The 18883-nt window shown below is 73.6% G+C and carries 15 protein-coding genes; 9 read left to right on the top strand and 6 right to left on the bottom strand.

The window, feature by feature from the left end; genetic code table 11:
- Positions 1 to 91: 91 nt before the first annotated feature.
- The 5 genes from QJS33_RS00740 to QJS33_RS00720 all read left to right on the top strand — a co-directional run bounded on the left by QJS33_RS00740 (position 92) and on the right by QJS33_RS00720 (position 5779).
- Entirely contained in the window at positions 92 to 2554 is a 2463-nt protein-coding gene (locus tag QJS33_RS00740; protein ID WP_306365839.1) for a helicase-associated domain-containing protein, read from the top strand.
- 49 nt (positions 2555 to 2603) lie between these two features.
- Positions 2604 to 3026, top strand: a complete 423-nt coding sequence (locus QJS33_RS00735; RefSeq protein ID WP_306365838.1) for a hypothetical protein — start codon at positions 2604 to 2606, stop codon at positions 3024 to 3026.
- A gap of 130 nt (positions 3027 to 3156) precedes the next feature.
- On the top strand, positions 3157 to 3594 hold the full coding sequence (locus QJS33_RS00730) for a hypothetical protein (protein ID WP_306365837.1): 438 nt from the start codon (positions 3157 to 3159) through the stop codon (positions 3592 to 3594).
- Positions 3595 to 3636: 42 nt separating this feature from the next.
- Positions 3637 to 4041 carry a DUF4190 domain-containing protein gene (locus QJS33_RS00725; protein ID WP_306365836.1) on the top strand — a complete coding sequence of 135 codons (405 nt, stop codon included), beginning with the start codon at positions 3637 to 3639 and terminating at the stop codon, positions 4039 to 4041.
- A gap of 91 nt (positions 4042 to 4132) precedes the next feature.
- Positions 4133 to 5779 (top strand): DNA repair helicase XPB, encoded by a 1647-nt coding sequence (locus QJS33_RS00720; protein WP_306365835.1) that lies wholly within the window; start codon positions 4133 to 4135, stop codon positions 5777 to 5779.
- Positions 5780 to 5995: 216 nt separating this feature from the next.
- Here the strand turns inward: QJS33_RS00720 and QJS33_RS00715 are convergent, their stop codons facing one another.
- A complete protein-coding gene (locus QJS33_RS00715; protein ID WP_306365834.1) occupies positions 5996 to 6232 on the bottom strand; it encodes a hypothetical protein in 237 nt (78 codons plus the stop codon).
- 210 nt (positions 6233 to 6442) lie between these two features.
- On the opposite strand from QJS33_RS00715, the gene QJS33_RS00710 reads away from it, so the two are divergent.
- Positions 6443 to 7393 (top strand): R2-like ligand-binding oxidase, encoded by a 951-nt coding sequence (locus QJS33_RS00710; protein ID WP_306365833.1) that lies wholly within the window; start codon positions 6443 to 6445, stop codon positions 7391 to 7393.
- Between the two features lie 37 nt (positions 7394 to 7430).
- Here the strand turns inward: QJS33_RS00710 and QJS33_RS00705 are convergent, their stop codons facing one another.
- The 3 genes from QJS33_RS00705 to QJS33_RS00695 all read right to left on the bottom strand — a co-directional run bounded on the left by QJS33_RS00705 (position 7431) and on the right by QJS33_RS00695 (position 11366).
- Positions 7431 to 8018, bottom strand: a complete 588-nt coding sequence (locus QJS33_RS00705; protein ID WP_306365832.1) for an LURP-one-related/scramblase family protein — start codon at positions 8016 to 8018, stop codon at positions 7431 to 7433.
- Between the two features lie 422 nt (positions 8019 to 8440).
- Complete coding sequence (locus tag QJS33_RS00700; protein ID WP_306365831.1) at positions 8441 to 9541, bottom strand: zeta toxin family protein; 1101 nt, start codon at positions 9539 to 9541, stop codon at positions 8441 to 8443.
- A 499-nt stretch (positions 9542 to 10040) separates the two neighbouring features.
- Complete coding sequence (locus tag QJS33_RS00695; RefSeq protein WP_306365830.1) at positions 10041 to 11366, bottom strand: glycoside hydrolase family 6 protein; 1326 nt, start codon at positions 11364 to 11366, stop codon at positions 10041 to 10043.
- 503 nt (positions 11367 to 11869) lie between these two features.
- On the opposite strand from QJS33_RS00695, the gene QJS33_RS00690 reads away from it, so the two are divergent.
- From QJS33_RS00690 to QJS33_RS00680, 3 genes are all read left to right on the top strand, one after another.
- Entirely contained in the window at positions 11870 to 12289 is a 420-nt protein-coding gene (locus QJS33_RS00690; RefSeq protein WP_306365829.1) for an NUDIX domain-containing protein, read from the top strand.
- A gap of 63 nt (positions 12290 to 12352) precedes the next feature.
- Positions 12353 to 14071 carry an ABC transporter ATP-binding protein gene (locus QJS33_RS00685; protein ID WP_306365828.1) on the top strand — a complete coding sequence of 573 codons (1719 nt, stop codon included), beginning with the start codon at positions 12353 to 12355 and terminating at the stop codon, positions 14069 to 14071.
- Positions 14072 to 14118: 47 nt separating this feature from the next.
- Positions 14119 to 15837: an ABC transporter ATP-binding protein gene (locus QJS33_RS00680; RefSeq protein WP_306365903.1), complete on the top strand. Its 1719-nt coding sequence runs from the start codon at positions 14119 to 14121 to the stop codon at positions 15835 to 15837.
- 90 nt (positions 15838 to 15927) lie between these two features.
- On the opposite strand, the gene QJS33_RS00675 is transcribed toward QJS33_RS00680, so the two are convergent.
- On the bottom strand, positions 15928 to 16530 hold the full coding sequence (locus QJS33_RS00675) for a Uma2 family endonuclease (RefSeq protein WP_306365827.1): 603 nt from the start codon (positions 16528 to 16530) through the stop codon (positions 15928 to 15930).
- Between the two features lie 466 nt (positions 16531 to 16996).
- On the bottom strand, positions 16997 to 18625 hold the full coding sequence (gene groL / locus QJS33_RS00670; protein WP_306365826.1) for a chaperonin GroEL: 1629 nt from the start codon (positions 18623 to 18625) through the stop codon (positions 16997 to 16999).
- Positions 18626 to 18883 lie beyond the last annotated feature (258 nt).

Genomic DNA, 18883 nt, shown 5'->3' with positions numbered 1-18883 from the left:
CCCGGACATCCGGGCCGCCGGGACGCTTCTCTCCCTTCTCTCCCTCCCGGATCTCCCACCTCGTCGCAGGTATCGCCTAGCGTTGGTCCCGATGACCGACAACGCACCTCCCGACCTGCACGGACCGGACACGGGGACCGCCGGGCCGGGCCGCCCCCCGACCTTCACCTCCTGGCTGCGCGAACGTTCCGACGAGGAGCTCGCCGCCCTGTTGTCCGTCCGGCCCGACCTGGGCCGTCCCGTCCCCGACGGCATCGGCGCACTGGCCGCCCGGGCCACCACCCGCAACACCGTCCTGCGGGCCCTGGAGGGGCTGGACGCCTTCACCCTCCAGGTCCTGGAGTCCGTCGTCGCCCTGGGCGACGACCGGATGGCCGAACCCGTGGGCGTCACCGCCGCCGGGATCACCGCCGCGCTGGCGCCCGGCGATGACGACGGGACGGTGCGGGACGCCGTCGCGGCCGCCCTGGACGGCCTGCTGCGCTCGGCGCTGGTCTGGCCCGACCGGGACCGGCTGCGCCCCGTCCAGGTGCTGCGCGACCTGCTGCCCGCCCCGGCCCGGCTGGGGCCGCCCGCCCGGGTGCTGCTGGCCGCGCTGCCGCACGGCCGCCTCAAGCGGCTGGCCGCGGACCTGGCCCCGGACACCTCCGCGCCCACCCCGGTCGAGGCGCTGGCCCGTCTGCTGTCCGACCCCGTCGGGCTCGGCGCCCTGCTGTCCGGGGTCGGCGAGCAGGCCCGCCGGCTGCTGGACGGGATGACCTGGGGACCGCCGCACGGCACCGTCGCCGACGCCCGCCGCGACGTCGGGGTGGCCGACGCCGGGTCGCCGGTGGAGGAGCTGCTGGCCCGCGCCCTGCTGCTGCCCAGCGGCGACGACACGCTCACCCTGCCCCGGGAGGTGGGGGTGCACCTGCGTTCGGGAGTGCTGTTCCGCGAGGTGGCGGCCGCTCCCCCGGCGTTCGCGGGCACCGCCCACGACCCCGCCGGGGTGACCCGGTTCGCCGCCGGGCAGGCGTTCACGGTGCTGCGCGCCGTCGAGGAACTGCTGGAGTCCTGGGCCGACGAGCCCGCCGCGGTACTGCGCAACGGCGGCCTGGGCGTACGGGACCTGCGCCGCGCCGCGCGCACCATGGACACCGACGACACCACCGCCGCGCTGCTCGTCGAGGTGGCCCACGCCGCCGGGCTGCTGGGCGCCGACGACCGCGTCGAGGGCGAGTGGCTGCCCACCCGCGAGTACGACCTGTGGCGGGAGAGCCCGCCCGAGCGCCGCTGGCTGCGCCTGGCCCAGGCGTGGCTGGACACCGACCGGGTGCCCGCACTGAGCGGCTCCCGGGACTCCGGCGGGCGGGTGCGCAACGTGCTCGGCCCCGGGCTGGTCCGCCCGGCGGCACCGCAGGCCCGCCGCGATGTGCTCGCCGAGCTGGGCACCGCCGAACCCGGGTTCTCCCCGGCCGCGGAGTCGTTGTCGGCCCGGCTCTCCTGGCGGCGGCCGCGCCGCCGCTCGCCCGTGTACACCGAACTGGTGGAGACCGCCGTGACGGAGGCCGCCGTGCTCGGGTTCACCGGCCGGGGCGCCCTGGCCGGGCACGTGCGCCCGCTGCTGGAGGGCGACCCCGAGGCCGCCGCCGCGCTGCTGGCCGGGCACCTGCCCCGGCCCCTGGACCATGTCCTGGTGCAGGGCGACCTCACCGCCGTCGCGCCCGGCCCGCTGGTCAGCGAACTGGCCCGGGAGCTGGCGCTGATCGCGGACGTGGAGTCCACCGGCGGCGCCACCGTGTACCGGTTCACCGAGACCTCGGTGCGGCGGGGGCTGGACGCCGGACGCGGCATCGCCGACATCCTCACCCTGCTGGAGCGCCATTCGCGCACCCCGCTGCCGCAGGCGCTGCGGTACCTGGTGTCCGACGTGGGACGGCGGCACGGGCGGTTGCGCGCCGGCACGGCCTCCGCCTACCTGCGCTGCGACGAACCCGCCCTGCTGGACGAGGTGATGGGCGACCGGCGCACCGAGGCGCTGGGGCTGGTGCGGCTGGCGCCGACCGTGGTGGCCGCCGGGGTGAACCGGGCGGCGCTGGTGGACGGGCTGCGCAGGCTCGGCCACCACCCCGTCGCCGAGGGCGGGGACGGGGCCATGCGGCTCTCCCGCCCCGAAGCGCGCCGCGCCGAACCCGTGGAGGTGCCGCCCGAGCCGCCGTCCGCCGCCCCCACCGTCGAGCGGCTGCGCGACATCGTGCGTGCGGTGCGGGCCGGGGACCAGGCCGCCACCGTGGCCCGCCGCCCCGTCCCCCTGCCCGAGGACGGCCCGCCCGGCTCCCGGGCGGGTGCGGTGCTGGAGGCGCTGTCCCGGGCCGCCGCGACCGGGCGGCGCCTGTGGATCGGCTACACCGACACCGACGGCCGCCAGGGCGGCCGGATCATCGAGCCCTCGTCGGTCGACGGCGGGTTCGTCACCGCCCGTGACGAGACCCGGGGCGCGGTGCAGCGTTTCGCGGTCCACCGGATCACCGCCGTGGCCGAGCTGGAGGAGGACGATCGGAGCGGTACGCCGTAGGGTGGAACGCGGTTGCCAGTCGGCCCTCGGACAAGCGAGAGACACCCCCATGAGCAATGCGTCCCTGCCCCCCGGAGCCTCGTCCCCCCGTGAGCACGGCCGCGACGACGGGCGCGACGGTGAGCGCGGCCGGGCGGCGGACGCCGCCCCGGCGCGCGGGGAGGGGGCCGCACCCGGTCCGTCCGCCGCCGGTGCGGCCAACAGCTCCACGATGGCGCTGATCCTGCACGCGTTCACGCTGCTGTGCTGTGGCAACTGGATCTTCGGCGTCGCGGGCATCGTGTTCGCGATCCGGGCCGCCCACGCCCGCGACCGGGGGCGGCCGGGCCGGGCCGAGATGCTCACCCGGTACTCCTGGTACTGCCTGGGGGCGGCCGGGGTGATGCTGTTCGTCATGCTGGTGCTGACCTTCGTGGTGTTCACTCAGAGCGGGTCCTGGATCCAGGGCATCGTGCCGGTGACCAACTACTGAACCGGCCGCCGGCCGGGACCGCGTCGTGACCGCGGGCCGGGGAACCTCCGCCGGGTCCTCCGCGTCCCACCGGGTACGGGCGGGTACACCTGTGGTGGTGAGGGCCGAGGGCCCGCGGGAGGGGGAGCGCATGCCGGGGCGATCCGGGGGTCCCAGGGATTTCTGGGAACGGGAACAGGGCGGGGCCCTGCGCTCGGTCTCCCCCGTGCCGACGCGCACCGCGTCCCCGGCCGCGCCCGCCGGGCACGCCCGCCCGCCCGCCGGCCCGGCTCCGACGGGACCGCCCGCCCGGGTGGGCGGCACGGTCGCCGCCCTGGTGGTGGCGGCGCTGACCCTGATCCCGCCGCTGCTGGGCGCCTACCTGGGCGTGTGGTTCCTGCTCCTGGGCGCCAACGTCCCGGGGATCGCGCTCGCCGTCGTGGCGTTGACCAAGGTCCCCGACGCGCCCGAGGTCGAGCGGTACCTGCGGTACACCTGGGCCTGCAACCTGGCCTACGGCCTGCTGGGCGTGCCCGTGATGATCATCGTCCTGTTCGTGTTCGTGATGGCCCTCATGCTCGGCTACTGAGCCGGATCGGCCGTCCCCGCACCCCTCACCCGAAGGATCCCCGTGAACGACAACCCGTACGACCCGTACGACCCGTACAAGGACGCGACCGGGGGCTACTCGGCCCCCGGCCACGACCCCTACGGCTATCCCGCAGCGCCCTACGGCCCGGCGCCCGGCTACGGCCCCGTGTCCCCGTACCCGGTGCCCGCGGCCAAGCCCGAGCACGAGGGCCGGGCCACCACCGCGCTGATCCTGTCCTGCGTCCAGCTGGTCCTGTGCTGCGGTCTCACCGCGATCCCCGGCGTCGTGTTCGGGGCCATGGCCCTCGGCGAGAAGTACGACCTCGACCGCGGTGAGCACCTGACCAGGAACGCCTGGCTCTCGGTGTGGATCAATTTCGGCGTCCTGGCCCTGGGGATCGTGCTCTTCATCACCCTGATCGCGACGGACATCGCGACGTCCTGACCCGGGCATGATCGGGGCCCGCCGTGCGTTGCACCTGGGACCGCCCCCGATGGCCGTCCCCGATGGCCGCCCTCCTGACGGAAGGTTCCGTGTGTCCTGCCTGATCGTCCAGTCCGACAAGACCCTCCTGCTGGAGGTCGACCACGAGTCCGCCGACGAGTGCCGCCGCGCCATCGCCCCCTTCGCGGAACTGGAGCGCGCCCCCGAGCACGTGCACACCTACCGGATCACGCCGCTGGCGCTGTGGAACGCCCGCGCCGCGGGGCACGACGCCGAGCAGGTCGTCGACGCCCTGATCCGCTTCTCGAAGTTCCCCGTGCCGCACTCGCTGCTGGTGGACATCGCCGAGACCATGGACCGGTACGGTCGGCTGCGGCTGGAGGGCGACCCGGTGCACGGTCTGGTCCTGCGCTCCTCCGACCGGCCGGTGCTGGAGGAGGTGCTCCGCTCCAAGCGGCTCAAGGGCATGCTGGGCGAGCGGCTCGGCGATGACTCCGTGGCGGTGCACCCCAGCGAGCGCGGCAACCTCAAGCAGGGGCTGCTCAGGATCGGCTGGCCCGCCGAGGACACGGCCGGCCACGTCGACGGCGAAGCGCACCGGATCGACCTGGTCCAGGACGGCTGGGAGCTGCGCGACTACCAGCGCGCCGCCGCCGAGGGCTTCCACGCGGGCGGTTCGGGCGTGGTGGTCCTGCCCTGCGGGGCGGGCAAGACCGTGGTGGGCGCCGCCGCGATGGCGATGACCGGCGCGACCACGCTCATCCTGGTCACCAACACCGTGTCGGTGCACCAGTGGAAGACCGAACTGTTGAAGCGGACCACGCTCACCGAGGACGAGATCGGCGAGTACTCGGGCACCCGCAAGGAGGTCCGTCCGGTCACCATCGCCACCTACCAGGTCATGGCGGCCAAGCGGAAGGGCGTGTACACGCACCTGGAGCTGTTCGACGCCCGCGACTGGGGACTGGTGGTCTACGACGAGGTGCACCTGCTGCCCGCGCCGATCTTCCGGATGACCGCGGACCTCCAGGCCCGGCGGCGGCTGGGGCTGACCGCGACGCTGGTGCGCGAGGACGGCCGCGAGGGCGACGTGTTCTCCCTCATCGGGCCCAAGCGGTACGACGCCCCGTGGAAGGACATGGAGAACCAGGGCTGGATCGCCCCGGCGGACTGTGTCGAGGTGCGGGTGGACCTGGCGGAGTCCGAGCGGCTGGCGTACGCGACGGCCGAGCCGGAGGACCGCTACCGGTTCTGCGCGTCCTCCGAGGCCAAGACCGCGGTGGTGCGGGAGCTGGTGGAGCGGCACGCCGACGAGCAGGTGCTCGTGATCGGCTCCTACATCGACCAGCTGGACGAGCTGGGCGAAGCGCTGGGCGCTCCGGTGATCAAGGGCGGGACCCGCACCAAGGAGCGGGAGCGGCTGTTCGACGCGTTCCGGTCCGGGGAGCTCCGGATCCTGGTGGTGTCCAAGGTCGCCAACTTCTCGATCGACCTGCCCGAGGCGGGTGTGGCGATCCAGGTGTCGGGGTCGTTCGGGTCCCGGCAGGAGGAGGCGCAGCGGCTGGGCCGGGTGCTGCGGCCCAAGTCCGACGGCAGGTCGGCGCGGTTCTACGCGGTGATCGCGCGCGACACCCTGGACCAGGACTACGCGGCGCACCGGCAGCGGTTCCTGGCCGAGCAGGGGTACGCCTACCGGATCACCGACGCCGCCGACATCCTGGCCGGCGGCGAGGTCTGAGGGGGCGGGACGTGTCCCGCCTCGCGGCCCGGGGGCATCCGCGGGCCGCTTCCTGAGGCGTGTTCCGTGGATGCCGCTCGTCGCGAGCGGGGTTCCGGTGCAGGCATCGCGAGGCCGGAGAAGGAGTCGGTGCGGGTTCTCCTGCCGACCGGTGAGAACGCGGCGGGGGAGGTGCCGGGGCATCGCGCGGCAGGGTGAGCATCCGCGGAACACGCCCTAGAACGAGGGCAGCCCGCCGATGACGTAGGTCCCGGCGGCGATCACCCATGCGATGAGGGAGTAGCTCAGGGTCCGGGTCCGCAGCGTGCGGTCGTCGCGCACCCCCGGGGCGGCGAAGGCGGCGACCAGCAGGACCAGGCCGAGCAGCGCGGGGATCGCGGAGGCCAGCGAGAAGAGCTGGGTCTGGGCGGCGCAGGCGGTGTAGCCGGAGGTGCCGGGATCACCACAGAACACGTCGTACCCCGATCGGATCGTTCGGTGCGGGCGGGACACCCCGACCGTACCGTTTCGGCGGAGGCGGCCGGTCGGCCCATGCCGACCGTATTGACGGGTGCGCGATTTTCGTGATCCAGGACACTCCCCCTCTTTACACGAACCCGTTTCGTGTCCAATCATGGCTGGAAAGCCCCCCGGCGCCCCCGGCACCCCCTCGGAGGTCCATCCATGTCCGACCGCACCGGTTTCCACTCCCTCCGCGACGGCGGCCTGAACTGGGACTCGCTGCCCCTGAAACTGTTCGTCAAGGGCAACGCCAGGTTCTGGGACCCGGCCGCCATCGACCTGAGCCGGGACGCCGAGGACTGGAAGACCATCGGCGAGGCCGCGCAGAAGCGCATCCTGCGGCTGTGCGCCTTCTTCGCCGCGGGCGAGGAGGCCGTCACCGAGGACCTCCAGCCGTTCCTGCGCGCGATGGCGGCGGAGGGGCGGCTGGGCGACGAGATGTACCTGACCCAGTTCGCGTTCGAGGAGGCCAAGCACGTCCAGGCGTTCCGGCTGTGGCTGGACGCCATCGGCGTGTACGACGACCTGCACGGGTACGTGGAGGAGAACCCGGGCTACCGGGTGCTGTTCTACGAGGAGCTGCCGTCCTCCCTGGAGGCGCTGCTGGACGACCCGAGCCCGCGCAACCAGGTGCGCGCCTCGGTCACCTACAACCACATCGTCGAGGGCTCCCTGGCGCTCACCGGGTACTACGCCTGGAACCACATCTGCACCGTGCGCGACATCTTCCCCGGGATGCGGCGGATCGTGCGCCTGATCGGCGACGACGAGCGCCGCCACATGGCGTGGGGCACGTTCACCTGCCGGCGGCACGTGGCCGCCGACGACGCCAACTGGGCGGTGGTGAGCGAACGCCTGGAGGAACTGCTGCCGCACGTGATGACCACCGTCGACAGGGGCGAGAACGCCGCGGAGGCCACCCCCGAGAGCGCGAGATACGAGCTGCCCCCGGGCGAGCTGGTGCGCTACGCCTCCGACCGGGCGCTGCGCCGCCTGGGCGCCATCGAGTCCGCCCGCGGCGTGCCCGTGGCGCAGATCGACCTGGACGCCTCCCCCGAACGCCTGGAGGAGGAGTTCGGGGAGGAGGACCGGGCGGCGATGGCGGAACTGTGAGGGCGGGGGCCCGGCCCTCGGTCCGGCGGCCCTGCGGTCAGCGCCCTTCGAGCAGCACCAGGTCGATGGCGATGGCCGAGGCGACCACCATGGTGCGCAGCGGCTCGGGCAGCGTCGGGTAGCGGTGGTGCAGGGCGTAGGAGTCGGCCGAGGTGAGCAGCTCGCCCAGGTCGGGGACGCGCCGGTCCACCCGGGCCACCTCGTGCCCGCCGGGGTCGTTGATCCGGAAGTCGCGGGCGAAGAAGTCGCCCTTGATCGACCCCAGCGGCCGCTTCCACGGGTCCAGCAGGCCGAACCCGGCCTTGAAGAAGGCGACGTCCTGCTCGATGCTGCCGACCGGCCGCCCGTCCGGCCACTGCACGGTGGTCGTGGCGGTCATCCACGACCACTGCTTCTCGATGGTGAGGCGGGGCCCGCGGCCGTCGTGGACGACGACCCGGCGGTTGGCGGAGACCCCGTAGGACGCGGCCAGGTGGCGGGCGATCCGCTTGCCGGTGTCCAGCCCCTCCTCCCGGACGTGTGCGAGCTGTCGGCCGTGCCCGTCGAAGCAGTGGTACTCGGACTCGTCGACGAAGAAGCGTTTCGGCTGCCTCACCAGCAGGGGATTCGCGGAGAAGAAATCCATGCGGGCACTTTAGGGCGTATGCCCCGGTCCCGCCCGGAGCGGGTACCGTCCCGCAGCACCCGGGCCGCCACCTCGGCGATGTCCACCGGGTCGACGACCGGCGGCCCCGCGTCCCCGAACGGGGACAGGGCCTCGCGGCGTTCGCGGACCGGCCCCGCCCGGGGTGGGACCGCCCACCGAACGGCCTGCTCGAACACCCGGAGGCGGTCGGGCGAGGGAGAGCCGGGCCGTGCCCGGGACGGCCGCCCTCGGCTGCGCCTCGGGGAGCGCGGCGGTGACGGATGGACCCGGTTCGAGGTCGACGGCCCCTCACCCGAGGTGGTCTCGGCGCGGTCGGCCGGGTCGGGCGCCCGGGTGGAGGTCCCGGCCCCGGACGCGGCCCGGCGGCGGCTCGCGGAACCGGCTGCCGAACCCGCCGGGCTCTACGGCGCGACCCGAGGCTCCCCGTCGTCGGGGTGCCAGAGTTCACGGCGACCGCGCTGGGCCTCCAGGGCGATCCGCCCGAACGGCTCCGCACGCCAGTCGCCGTCGGCGTCCAGGTGGTTGGCATAGAGGACCTCGCCCTCGCGGGAGAGCACGTAGAGGGAGTCCACCAGCCGGTGGGTCTCCAGGAACTCGACCGTGTTGGGCACGCCCTGGTAGAAGCGGTCGTGCAGGTGCTCGGGCAGCCAACGACCGAACCCCTGCTGTTCGCGGGAGCGCTGGTAGCGGTCCACGATCGCGAACCGGCTGACGGAGGCGTGGACGGCCAGGAAGGCGACCTCCACCCGGTAGCCCGCCTCGCGGAAGCCCCGCACCCACTCGGCCGCCCAGTCGGCGCGCCCCAGCGGGTGGCTGCACAGCACGTCCACCCGGCCGGAGCGGATGTGCTCCATGGCGGATGCGTGCAGCACCCCGACCTGGGCGGCGACCGCGCGCGAGGCGGCCCGGTCGTCGCGGAGCATCGCCCGCTCGTAGTCCGGGGACAGCCGCATCAGGTCGTCGCCGTCGTAGCTCACGGTGCCCTCGGGCAGCACCGGCAGCAGCAGCCGCTGGAGGGTGGACTTGCCCGACCCCGGCTGACCGCCGAACAGCAGCAGCCGCGGGTGCTCGCGGGCCTTTCCGGTGAGCCGGTCGCGCAGCCCCAGGTCGAAGAGGTCGGCGGCGTCGGCCGCGGGGAGCGGACCCACCTCCTCACCGGCGTCCGGGACCGGGGCGGAGCGCAGCCCGGTCAGGGTCCGGGTGAGGTCGTCGTCGGCGCGCTCGACCTCGTCCGTGGTGAGGAAGGGCAGGCGGGCCTCCCGCGCCAGCAGGTCGGCGGCCCGGTCGCGCAGACCTCTGGCCGTGCAGGCGCCGATGGCGGCGCTGAACAGGTTGTAGGCGCGTTCCCCGGCCAGGCGTCGGCCCTCGGTCTGCGGGGGGACGCCCCCCGTGGGGCTCTCCGCCAGGAGGGGGGCGGCCGTGGAGGCCGGAGGGGGCTCCACGGCCGGGGCGGCCGCCCCGGGTTCGAGCGCCCCGGGCACCGGGGGCGTTTCCGTCGCCATGTCGTCACCCTTCCGGGGCCCGTGGCGGCCCCGCAGCCGCTGACACAGAGTGATGGTAGTGCGTTACCGCGGGACCGGTGGGCGGTTTCGGCGGCCGGTACCGGACGTTGCAGGACCCCTGCGCCTCGGGGGTCGCACAGGTCACAGGGTTCTCAGAAGTCCACGTCGTCGGTAACCGGCTGTTCCAGGCCCCGCACGGGCCGGGCGGCAGGGGTGTCCACCCGGGCCGGTACCGGACGTTGCAGGACCCCTGCGCCTCGGGGGTCGCACAGGTCACAGGGTTCTCAGAAGTCCACGTCGTCGGTAACCGGCTACTCCGGGCCCCGCACGGGCCGGGCGGCAGGGGTGTCCACCCGGGCCGGTACCGGACGTTGCAGGACCCCTGCGCCTCGGGGGTCGCACAGGTCACAGGGTTCTCAGAAGTCCACGTCGTCGGTAACCGGTTACTCCGGGCCCCGCACGGGCCGGGCGGCGGGGGGTGTCCGCCCGGCCCGCGGGGTCAGGCCGCCGAGCAGGCCACCTCGGGCACCGGATTGGCACCCGTGTGGGTTCCGGTGAACCCGAACTCGGCGGTGGCGCCCTGCCCGAGGGCGCCGCCCCACTCCGGGTTCAGCGCGGTGACCGCGCCCCCGGAGGAGGTCACCCGGGCGTTCCACGCCTGGGTGACGGCCTGGCCGTCGGCGAACTCCCACTCGACCCGCCAGCCGTCCACCGGCACGTTCGCGGTGACGGTGACGGTCGCCTGGAAGCCGCTGCCCCAGTCGTTGTCGACGCGGTAGTCCGCGGTGCAGTCGCCCTCGGCGGGCGGCTCGGAGGGCTCGCCCGAGGGTTCCTCGGTGGGCTCCTGCGGGGGGTCGCCGGCGTTGACCGCCATCTCGTGGGCGAGGTCGGGGACGAACGACCCGGCGGGCCCGGCGCAGCCGTCGGCCTCACCGGGGAGCTTGACCCACAGGAACGCGTCGATGACGGGGTTGCCGGTGTCCGTGGTGCTCGGGGTGCCCAGTGCCCGGCCGGTCGGGTCGCACCACTCGCCGTCGGGGGCGGGGCCGTTGCCGTTGCGGCTGGTGTCGACCACCGCGCCCAGCCCGGGGACCCCGGTGGCGGCGATGACGGATTCGGCGAAGGCGACCTCGTCGGCGGTGTGCCGGTAGTTGGAGGTGTTGGTGGAGATCCCGTCCGCGCTGGCGGCGATGTCGGCCCCGTTGAGCAGCTCGGCGGCCCGGGACGGGCTGAGCCAGGCCGAGTGGCCGATGTCGAAGTAGACCCGGGCCTGGGAGGACCCGGCCTTGAGCGCCTTGCCGGCGTAGGCCATGGAATCCAGCAGCGCCTGCGTGTCCTCCGGCTCGCTGCACCCGCTCACCAGGGGCAGGGCGTCGGGCTCGACGATGATGTAGGCGGGTCGGCCGCCGAGCCCGGCGGCGACCTCGTCCACCCACTGGCGGTACGCCTCGTGGGAGGGCGCTCCGCCGCCGCTGTGGTTGCCGCAGTCGCGGCCCGGGATGTTGTAGACGACCATGATGGGCACCTGCCCGGCCGCGGCGGCGGCGCCGACCAGTTCGTCCACCTCGCCGCGGACGGTCTCGGGGTCGTGTCGGGTGAACCAGGTGCCCTGGGCGACCGAGGCGATGCGCTCCTCGATGAGGGCGGCCCTGGGGTCGTCGGGGTTTTCGGCCGCCCAGCGGGCGGCGGAGGTGTCGGGGTTGACGTAGAAGCCGGTGTCGGCGGCGGCCGGGGCCGTGGCGAGAGTGGCCGCGGCGGCCAGGACCGCCATGGATCCGGCGGCCGCGGCGCCCAGCGCCGCGCGCAAGCGGGATGTGCGGGACATGTGTGTTCCTTGGACGGCTCGTGCTTCGGATGGTCCCCACCACCTGGGAGCGCTCCCAGTCCGCACGTAACCTAACCCGGGCCCACCGCGCCCGCCCAGGAGTGCAACGGCGACGTTTCCCAATGGTTACCTCGGCCCGCCCACCACCCGCCGCCCACCACCTTCAAGGGACGGCCCACGGGCGCAGATCCGCCCACTCACGGACCGCCTGCGGGCGCAGCCCCCCGCTCACGGACGGCCCACGGGCGCAGCCCCCCGCTCACGGACCGCCCGCGAGCACAGACCCCCGCTCACGGACGACCCACGAGCACAGACCCCCGCCCACAGACGACCCACGGGCGCAGGCACTCCCACCCACAGACCACCCGCAGGCACAGACCCCCGCTCACGGACCATCTGCAAGCGCAGACCCGCCCACTCACAGACGGCCCGTGGGCGTGGTCCCCGTCTCATACCGGCCCGCTCCACCGGCTCCGGGCGTCCGCCCCCCTACCCTGGAACCCATGTCCGCCTCCACCACACCGCCCGCCGTCATCGACGCCCTGGCCTGGGTCCACGTCCGCGACGGCCGGGTCCTGTGCGTCCGCTCCCGCGGACGCGACGTCCTCTACTCCCCCGGCGGCAAACGCGAGCCCGGGGAGACCGACGAGCAGGCCGTGGCCCGCGAGGCCCGCGAGGAGGTCGGCGTCACCCTCGTCCCCGGCACCTTCCGCCTCGTCACCGTCGTCGACGAGGTCGCCCACGACCAGGCGCCCGGTACCCGGGTGCGGATGGCCTGCTACGCCGCCGACCACGAGGGCGAGCCGCACCCCAGCGCCGAGGTGTCCGAGATCGCCTGGGTCGGCCACGCCGACCGGGGACGCTGCGCACCCGCCACCCAGCGCCTGATCGAGCGGCTGCACACCACCGGAGAGGTGCGCTGAACAGGGCCTTCGCCGCCGGAAAATGAGTGGCCCCGGCTCCGCGCTCGCGATTACAGTCCGTGTGTGCGCGACCTTCCCCAGCCTCCGGGCGTTCCCGACCACCGCTCCGCCGACCGTTTCCTGCTCTGGATGGCACGGAAGGAGTGGCGCCCGCTGCTGTGGGCGGGGACGCTCACGAGCGCGTACAGCGCCGGCTCCGTCCTGCTGTCCGCCGCCGTCGGCGCGGCCCTGGACTCCGGGCTGGACACCCGGTCGGTACTGACCTGGGCCGGGGTCCTGGGCGCGATCATCGTCGTCTGCACCGTGTTCATCCCGCTGGCGCACCGGGCCGAGTGCTTCAACTGGTACGCCTCCTCGTACCGCACCGTGCAGGTGATCTGCTCGCGGTCGGCGGACCTGGGCCCCACCCTGACACGGCGGCTGCCCTCCGGCGAGGTCATCGCGGTGGGCACCGAGGACATCGAGCGGATCGGCGACTTCTGGGAGCGGTCCGCGGTGTTCGTGGCCGCCCTGGTGTCCATGGTGGTCGTGGCCGTCCTCATGCTCACCTCGCACGTGACCTTCGGCCTGATCGTGCTCGTCGCCGTACCGCTGATCATGCTCGGCATCGCCCCGGTCCTGCGCCCCCTGGCCCGGCGCCAGGAGCACCAGCGCACCCGCAAGGCCGAGCTCACCACCCGGGCCTCCGACCTGGTGGCCGGGCTGCGCGTGCTGCGCGGCGTGGGCGGTGAGCGCACCGTCGGCGAGCGGTACCGCGAGGAGTCCCAGGAGGTGCGCGCCGCCGGGGTGCGGGTGGGCTGGATGGACGCCGCCCTCCAGGCCCTGCGCGAGCTGTACCCGGGGCTGCTCCTGGTCGGGATCGTCTGGTACGGCGCGCGTCTGGCCCTGAACGGGGAGATCACCGTCGGGCAGTTGGTGGCGTTCTACGGGTTCACCACCAACCTGGCCGTGGCCGTCCGCCACCTGATGCACAGCGTGTCCCTGTACATCTCCGCGCGGGTCGCCGCCGGGCGGGTGACGCGGGTGCTGTCCCTGGACCACGACCACCCCGACCCCGAGACGCCCGCCGAGGCGCCGACCGGCCCCTGCGGCCTGTACGACCCGGCCAGCGGGGTGCGCGTCCCGGCGGGACTGCTCACCGCCGTGGTGTGCGCCGACCCCGCCGACGCCACCGCGATCTCCGCCCGGCTGGGCCGCTACGCCGAGGGCGGGCACCTGGTGGAGGAGGCCACCGGGCGCTCGGTCCCGCTGTCCGACCTGCCGCTGCGCGAGGTTCGCGACCGTGTCCTGGTCGCCGCCAACGACGCCCACCTGTTCTCCGGTCCGCTGCGGGACGAGCTGGCGCCCGACGGCGGCCTGCCGGAAGAGCGCCTGGCCGAAGTGGTGCGGGTCGCCGCCGCCGAGGACGTGGTCCGCCAGTCCCCGGACGGGTGGGACGCGCTGCTCACCGAACGCGGCCGCGAGTACTCCGGCGGCCAGCAGCAGCGGTTGCGGCTGGCCCGGGCGCTCGCCCACGACCCCGACGTCCTGGTGCTGGTGGAGCCCGCCTCCGCCGTGGACGCCCACTCCGAGGCCGCCATCGGCGCCCGGCTGGCGGCCGAGCGCTCCGGGCGCACCACGGTGCTGGTCACCACCAGCCCGCTGCTGCTGGACCGCACCGACCACGTGCGGTTCGTCCGCGACGGCCGGGTGGCCGCCGAGGGCGCCCACCACGACCTGCTGGCGTCCGAACCCGGATACACCGCCACCGTTCTGCGCACCGTGCTGGAGGAACAGCCGTGACCACCACCGACGAACGCCGGGGCCTGCTGCCGGTCGCCCCGTCCCCGATGGTGTGGGCCCGGCTGTCCGGGCTGCTGCGCGGCCACGGCGGCGTCCTGGCCGCGGTGGTCGGCCTGTACGGGCTGGCCGCACTGGCCGCGCTGGCACCGCCGTGGATGCTGGGCCGGATCATCGACGCGGTGCGCGCGTCGGCCGACCCGGGGCGGATCGACACGATGGCGCTCATCGTGGTCGGCGCCCTGCTCTGCCACGCTGCGCTCACGCTGGTGTCGGTGGCGCTGTCCATCCGGTTCGGCGAGGCGGTCCTGGCCGAGCTGCGCGAGGGTTTCGTGCGGGCCGTGCTGCGCCTGCCGCTGGGCACCGTGGAGCGCGCGGGCAGCGGCGACCTGATGGCGCGCACCGGCCGCGACGTGGGCCACCTCAGCCACACCGTCCGCCATTCGATCCCGGTGATGGTGGTGAGCGGGGTGACGGTGGTCGTCATCTTCGGTGCGCTCGCCGTGCTGCACCCCGTGCTGCTGCTCGCGTGGCTGCCGTCGGCGGTGATCGTCTGGCTGTCCACCCGCTGGTACGCCCGTCGCGCGCCGGGCGGCTACCTGCGCGAGCTGGACACCTACTCGGAGCTCACCCAGGGGGTGACCGACACCGTCGAGGGGGCGCACACCCTGGAGGCGCTGGGCCGCCAGGACCGCCAGCGGCGGCGTACCGACGAGCGGATCGGCCGTGCCTACCTGGCCGAGCGGTACACGCTGTGGCTGCGCACCGTGTGGTATCCGACGCTGGAGTTCTCCTACCTGCTGCCGACCGCGGTGACGTTCCTGGCCGCGGCGTACCTGCACGCCCAGGGGGAGCTGACGGTCGGGCAGATCGCCACGGCGGTGTTCCTGGCCGTGCAGGTGGTGCGGCCGGTGGACCTGCTCATCGACCAGGTGGACAGTCTGATGATGGGGTTCACGAGCCTGCGCCGCCTGATCGGCGTGGAGCTGGTCGAGGACACCGCCGAGGATGCCGGCTCCGGCGGCCCGGGGACACCGGGCGCCGTGGAGATCTCCGGGCTGCGCTTCGGCTACACCGACGCCGAGGTCCTGCACGGGGTCGACCTGTCCCTGGCCCCGGGCGAGCGGCTGGCCGTGGTGGGCCCCAGCGGGGCGGGCAAGTCCACCCTGGGCAAGCTCATCGCGGGCATCCACACACCCGCCTCCGGGACCGTCCGGGTGGGCGGCGAGGACCTGACCGGGCTCGCCCCGCAGGCCCGCCGGGACAAGGCGATCCTGCTCAGCCAGGAGAGCCACGTGTTCCGCGGTACCGTCGCCGAGAACCTGGCGCTGGCCCTGGACCGCGACGAGGTGGACCGCGACGCCCTGTGGCGTGCGCTGGCCGCGGTGGACGCCGACGGCTGGGTGCGCGCCCTGCCCGACGGCCTGGACACCAGGGTCGGCTCGGGCCACCTGGCCCTGGACCCGGCCCACGTGCAGCAGCTGGCCCTGGCCCGTGTGGTGCTCGCCGATCCGGAGGTGCTGGTGCTGGACGAGGCGACCTCGCTGATGGACCCGGGCTCGGCCCGCCACCTGGAGCGTTCCCTGGCGGGTGTGCTGGCGGGACGCACGGTGGTGGCGATCGCCCACCGCCTGCACACCGCCCACGACGCCGACCGCGTCGCGGTGGTCGAGGACGGCCGTGTCTCCGAGCTGGGCTCCCACGACGAACTGCTCGCCGCCGGGGGCTCCTACGCCGCCCTCTGGCACGCCTGGCACGGCGACTCCTGACCCTGCGGGGCCCGGGAACGGCGGCGGCCGGGCCGCCCCGTGGGGCGCCCGGCCGGTCCGTCGGACATCAGGGGCGACGCCCCGGCGACGTCACGTCGGCCACTGGTCCGGAGCGGGGAAACGGGAGGTATCGAGCTCGATCCCGAAGGGGTCGGGGAGCTCGATGGTCTCGCCGAAGAGCACGCTGGTCGCCTTGTGGTACATGCCGTTGCCGGGGTTCTCGTAGAGCGTCACCGAGGGCCCGGCATCGGCCCAGGCATCGATGAGCAGGTAAAGCGGCACAGGAGCATGGGCATAGCCCCAGAGCTTCCGCTTGCGGTCGGTGTCCCCGCTGCTCTTGGAGACGATCTCCACCACGAGTTCGGCCTCGTGCGCGGGGCAGGGGGACCGGGTCGGGTCGAGCACCACCTTCTCGGGCATGACGACCAGGTCGGGCACGAACAGACGCTCGACGGCCGGGATCTGGATGCCCAGTGTCTGATACACATCCCAATCATCAGGGATCGCGCGGTTCAGAGTTCGAGTCACCCGGACTGCGATGTAGTTGTGCGGATCGGAAGGGGGGGCCACCAGTACGACTCCGTTGCCGTCGAGGATCTCGGCCCGCCAACCGTCGGGCACGTCCAGCTCTCGCCAGGTGCCGAGAAGGTAGTCCCATCGCGACGTCTCCGTCTCCGGAGCGATCTCCGTCATAGCCAGGCTCATCTCGTCTTGCACCTCCGGGCAGGAGCGTAACGCTGCGTGCACCCGCCCGCCCGACACTTCGCAGAATAACCTCCGGGCTCCTCCCGGCGCAGGAATCAGGGCATCCGGGTCCGGGGACGGCGGCGGCCGGGCCGCCCGGGGCGGCGGCGGGCAGCAGGGTGGCGGCGGTGGTCGCGACCGCCTGGGGTGCGCCGACCGGGTTCGGCGACCCGATGGCGTTCGTGGTGCCGCCCGCGCCTGCGGCGGTGGTGGTGGGCACGGCGGTGGAGCCGCGCCGGGAGGTCGACCGCCGTCCGCGCCCTCATCGTCCGGGACCGACCGGCGGGCAGACCCCGGGAGCGTACGGCCCCGGGCACCGGAACGGGCCCCGGACACGCGAAACCGGGCGGCCCCGAAGGGCCGCCCGGTCGTCGCGGGCTGGGGTCGCGTATCCCGACCCCGGAAGCGGTGGGACTTAGAAGTCCATGCCGCCCATGCCACCGGTCGGGTCGGCCGCGGGGGCCGCCTTCTCCGGCTTCTCGGCGATGACGGCCTCGGTGGTCAGGAACAGACCGGCGATGGAGGCCGCGTTCTGCAGAGCGGAACGGGTGACCTTGGTCGGGTCGATGACGCCGTCCTTGAACAGGTCGGTGTACTCACCGGTGGCGGCGTTCAGGCCGAACCCGGGCTCCAGGTTGCGGACCTTGTCCGCCACGACGCCGCCCTCAAGGCCGGCGTTCACGGCGATCTGCTTCAGCGGCTCGGCGATGGCGCGGCGAACGATGTCGGCACCGATGGCCTCGTCGCCCTCCAGCTCCAGCTTCGCGAACGCGGGGACGCTGGCCTGGAGCAGCGCGACACCACCACCGGGGAGGATGCCCTCCTCGACCGCGGCCTTGGCGTTGCGGACGGCGTCCTCGATGCGGTGCTTGCGCTCCTTGAGCTCCACCTCGGTGGCGGCACCGGCCTTGATGACCGCGACGCCGCCGGCCAGGCGGGCGAGGCGCTCCTGGAGCTTCTCGCGGTCGTAGTCGGAGTCGGTGCGCTCGATCTCGTTGCGGATCTCGTTGACGCGACCGGCGATGGCGGTGGCGTCGCCGGCACCGTCAACGATGGTGGTCTCGTCCTTGGTGACGACGATCTTGCGGGCACGGCCGAGCATGTCGAGCTCGGTGTTCTCCAGCTTGAGGCCGACCTCCTCGGTGATGACCTGGCCGCCGGTCAGCACGGCGATGTCGCCGAGCTGGGCCTTGCGGCGGTCACCGAAGCCCGGGGCCTTGACGGCGACGGACTTGAAGGTGCCGCGGATCTTGTTGACGACCAGGGTCTGAAGCGCACCCTGCTCGACGTCCTCCGCGATGACGACCAGCGGACGGCCGGCCTGGAGCACCTTCTCCACGATGGGGAGGAACTCGTTGTTGTTGGAGATCTTGGAGTTCGCGATGAGGATGTACGGGTCCTCCAGGACCGTCTCCATGCGCTCCAGGTCGGTGGCGAAGTAGGGCGAGATGTAGCCCTTGTCGAAGCGCATACCCTCGGCGAGCTCCAGTTCGAGCCCGAAGGTCTGCCCCTCCTCGACGGTGATGACGCCTTCCTTGCCGACCTTGTCCATCGCCTCGGCGATGGTCTCGCCGATCTGCGGGTCGCCGGCGGAGATGGAGGCGGTGGAGGCGATCTGCTCCTTGGTCTCGATCTCCTTGGAGAGGTTGCCGAGCTCCTCGCTGATGCGGGCGACGGCGGCCTCGATGCCCCGCTTGAGGCTGATCGGGTTGGCGCCGGCGGCGACGTTGCGCAGGCCCTCGCGCACGAGCGCCTGGGCCAGGACGGTGGCGGTGGTGGTGCCGTCACCCGCGACGTCGTCGGTCTTCTTGGCGACCTCCTTGACGAGCTCGGCCCCGATCTTCTCCCACGGGTCTTCGAGCTCGATCTCCTTGGCGATGGAGACACCATCGTTGGTGATGGTGGGGGCGCCCCACTTCTTCTCCAGGACGACGTTGCGGCCCTTGGGGCCGAGCGTCACCTTGACGGCGTCCGCAAGCTGGTTCATGCCGCGCTCAAGGCCGCGACGGGCCTCTTCGTCGAACGCGATCAGTTTGGCTGCCATTGAGTTCTTGTCCTCCCGTGACCGGGCTGATACGCGATGGGACGAGGCGTGCGCCCGCGACGGACGACCGCGAACCCTCCGGCGACCCTGTTGCCGGCGGCCGCGGTCTCGCAGCCTCGATCCGGTTTAGCACTCAGCCGGGGCGAGTGCTAACCAGATCCCTTTTTAGCACTCGGCATGGGAGAGTGCAAACGATGCGGTCACGATTCCACCACCTCTTCGACACGCGTTCACCTGCACAAACTTCCCATGCAGCGG

This window comes from Nocardiopsis sp. CC223A (genome assembly GCF_030766825.1).
Lineage (GTDB): Bacteria > Actinomycetota > Actinomycetes > Streptosporangiales > Streptosporangiaceae > Nocardiopsis.
This window is presented reverse-complemented; position numbering and strand designations above follow the sequence as displayed.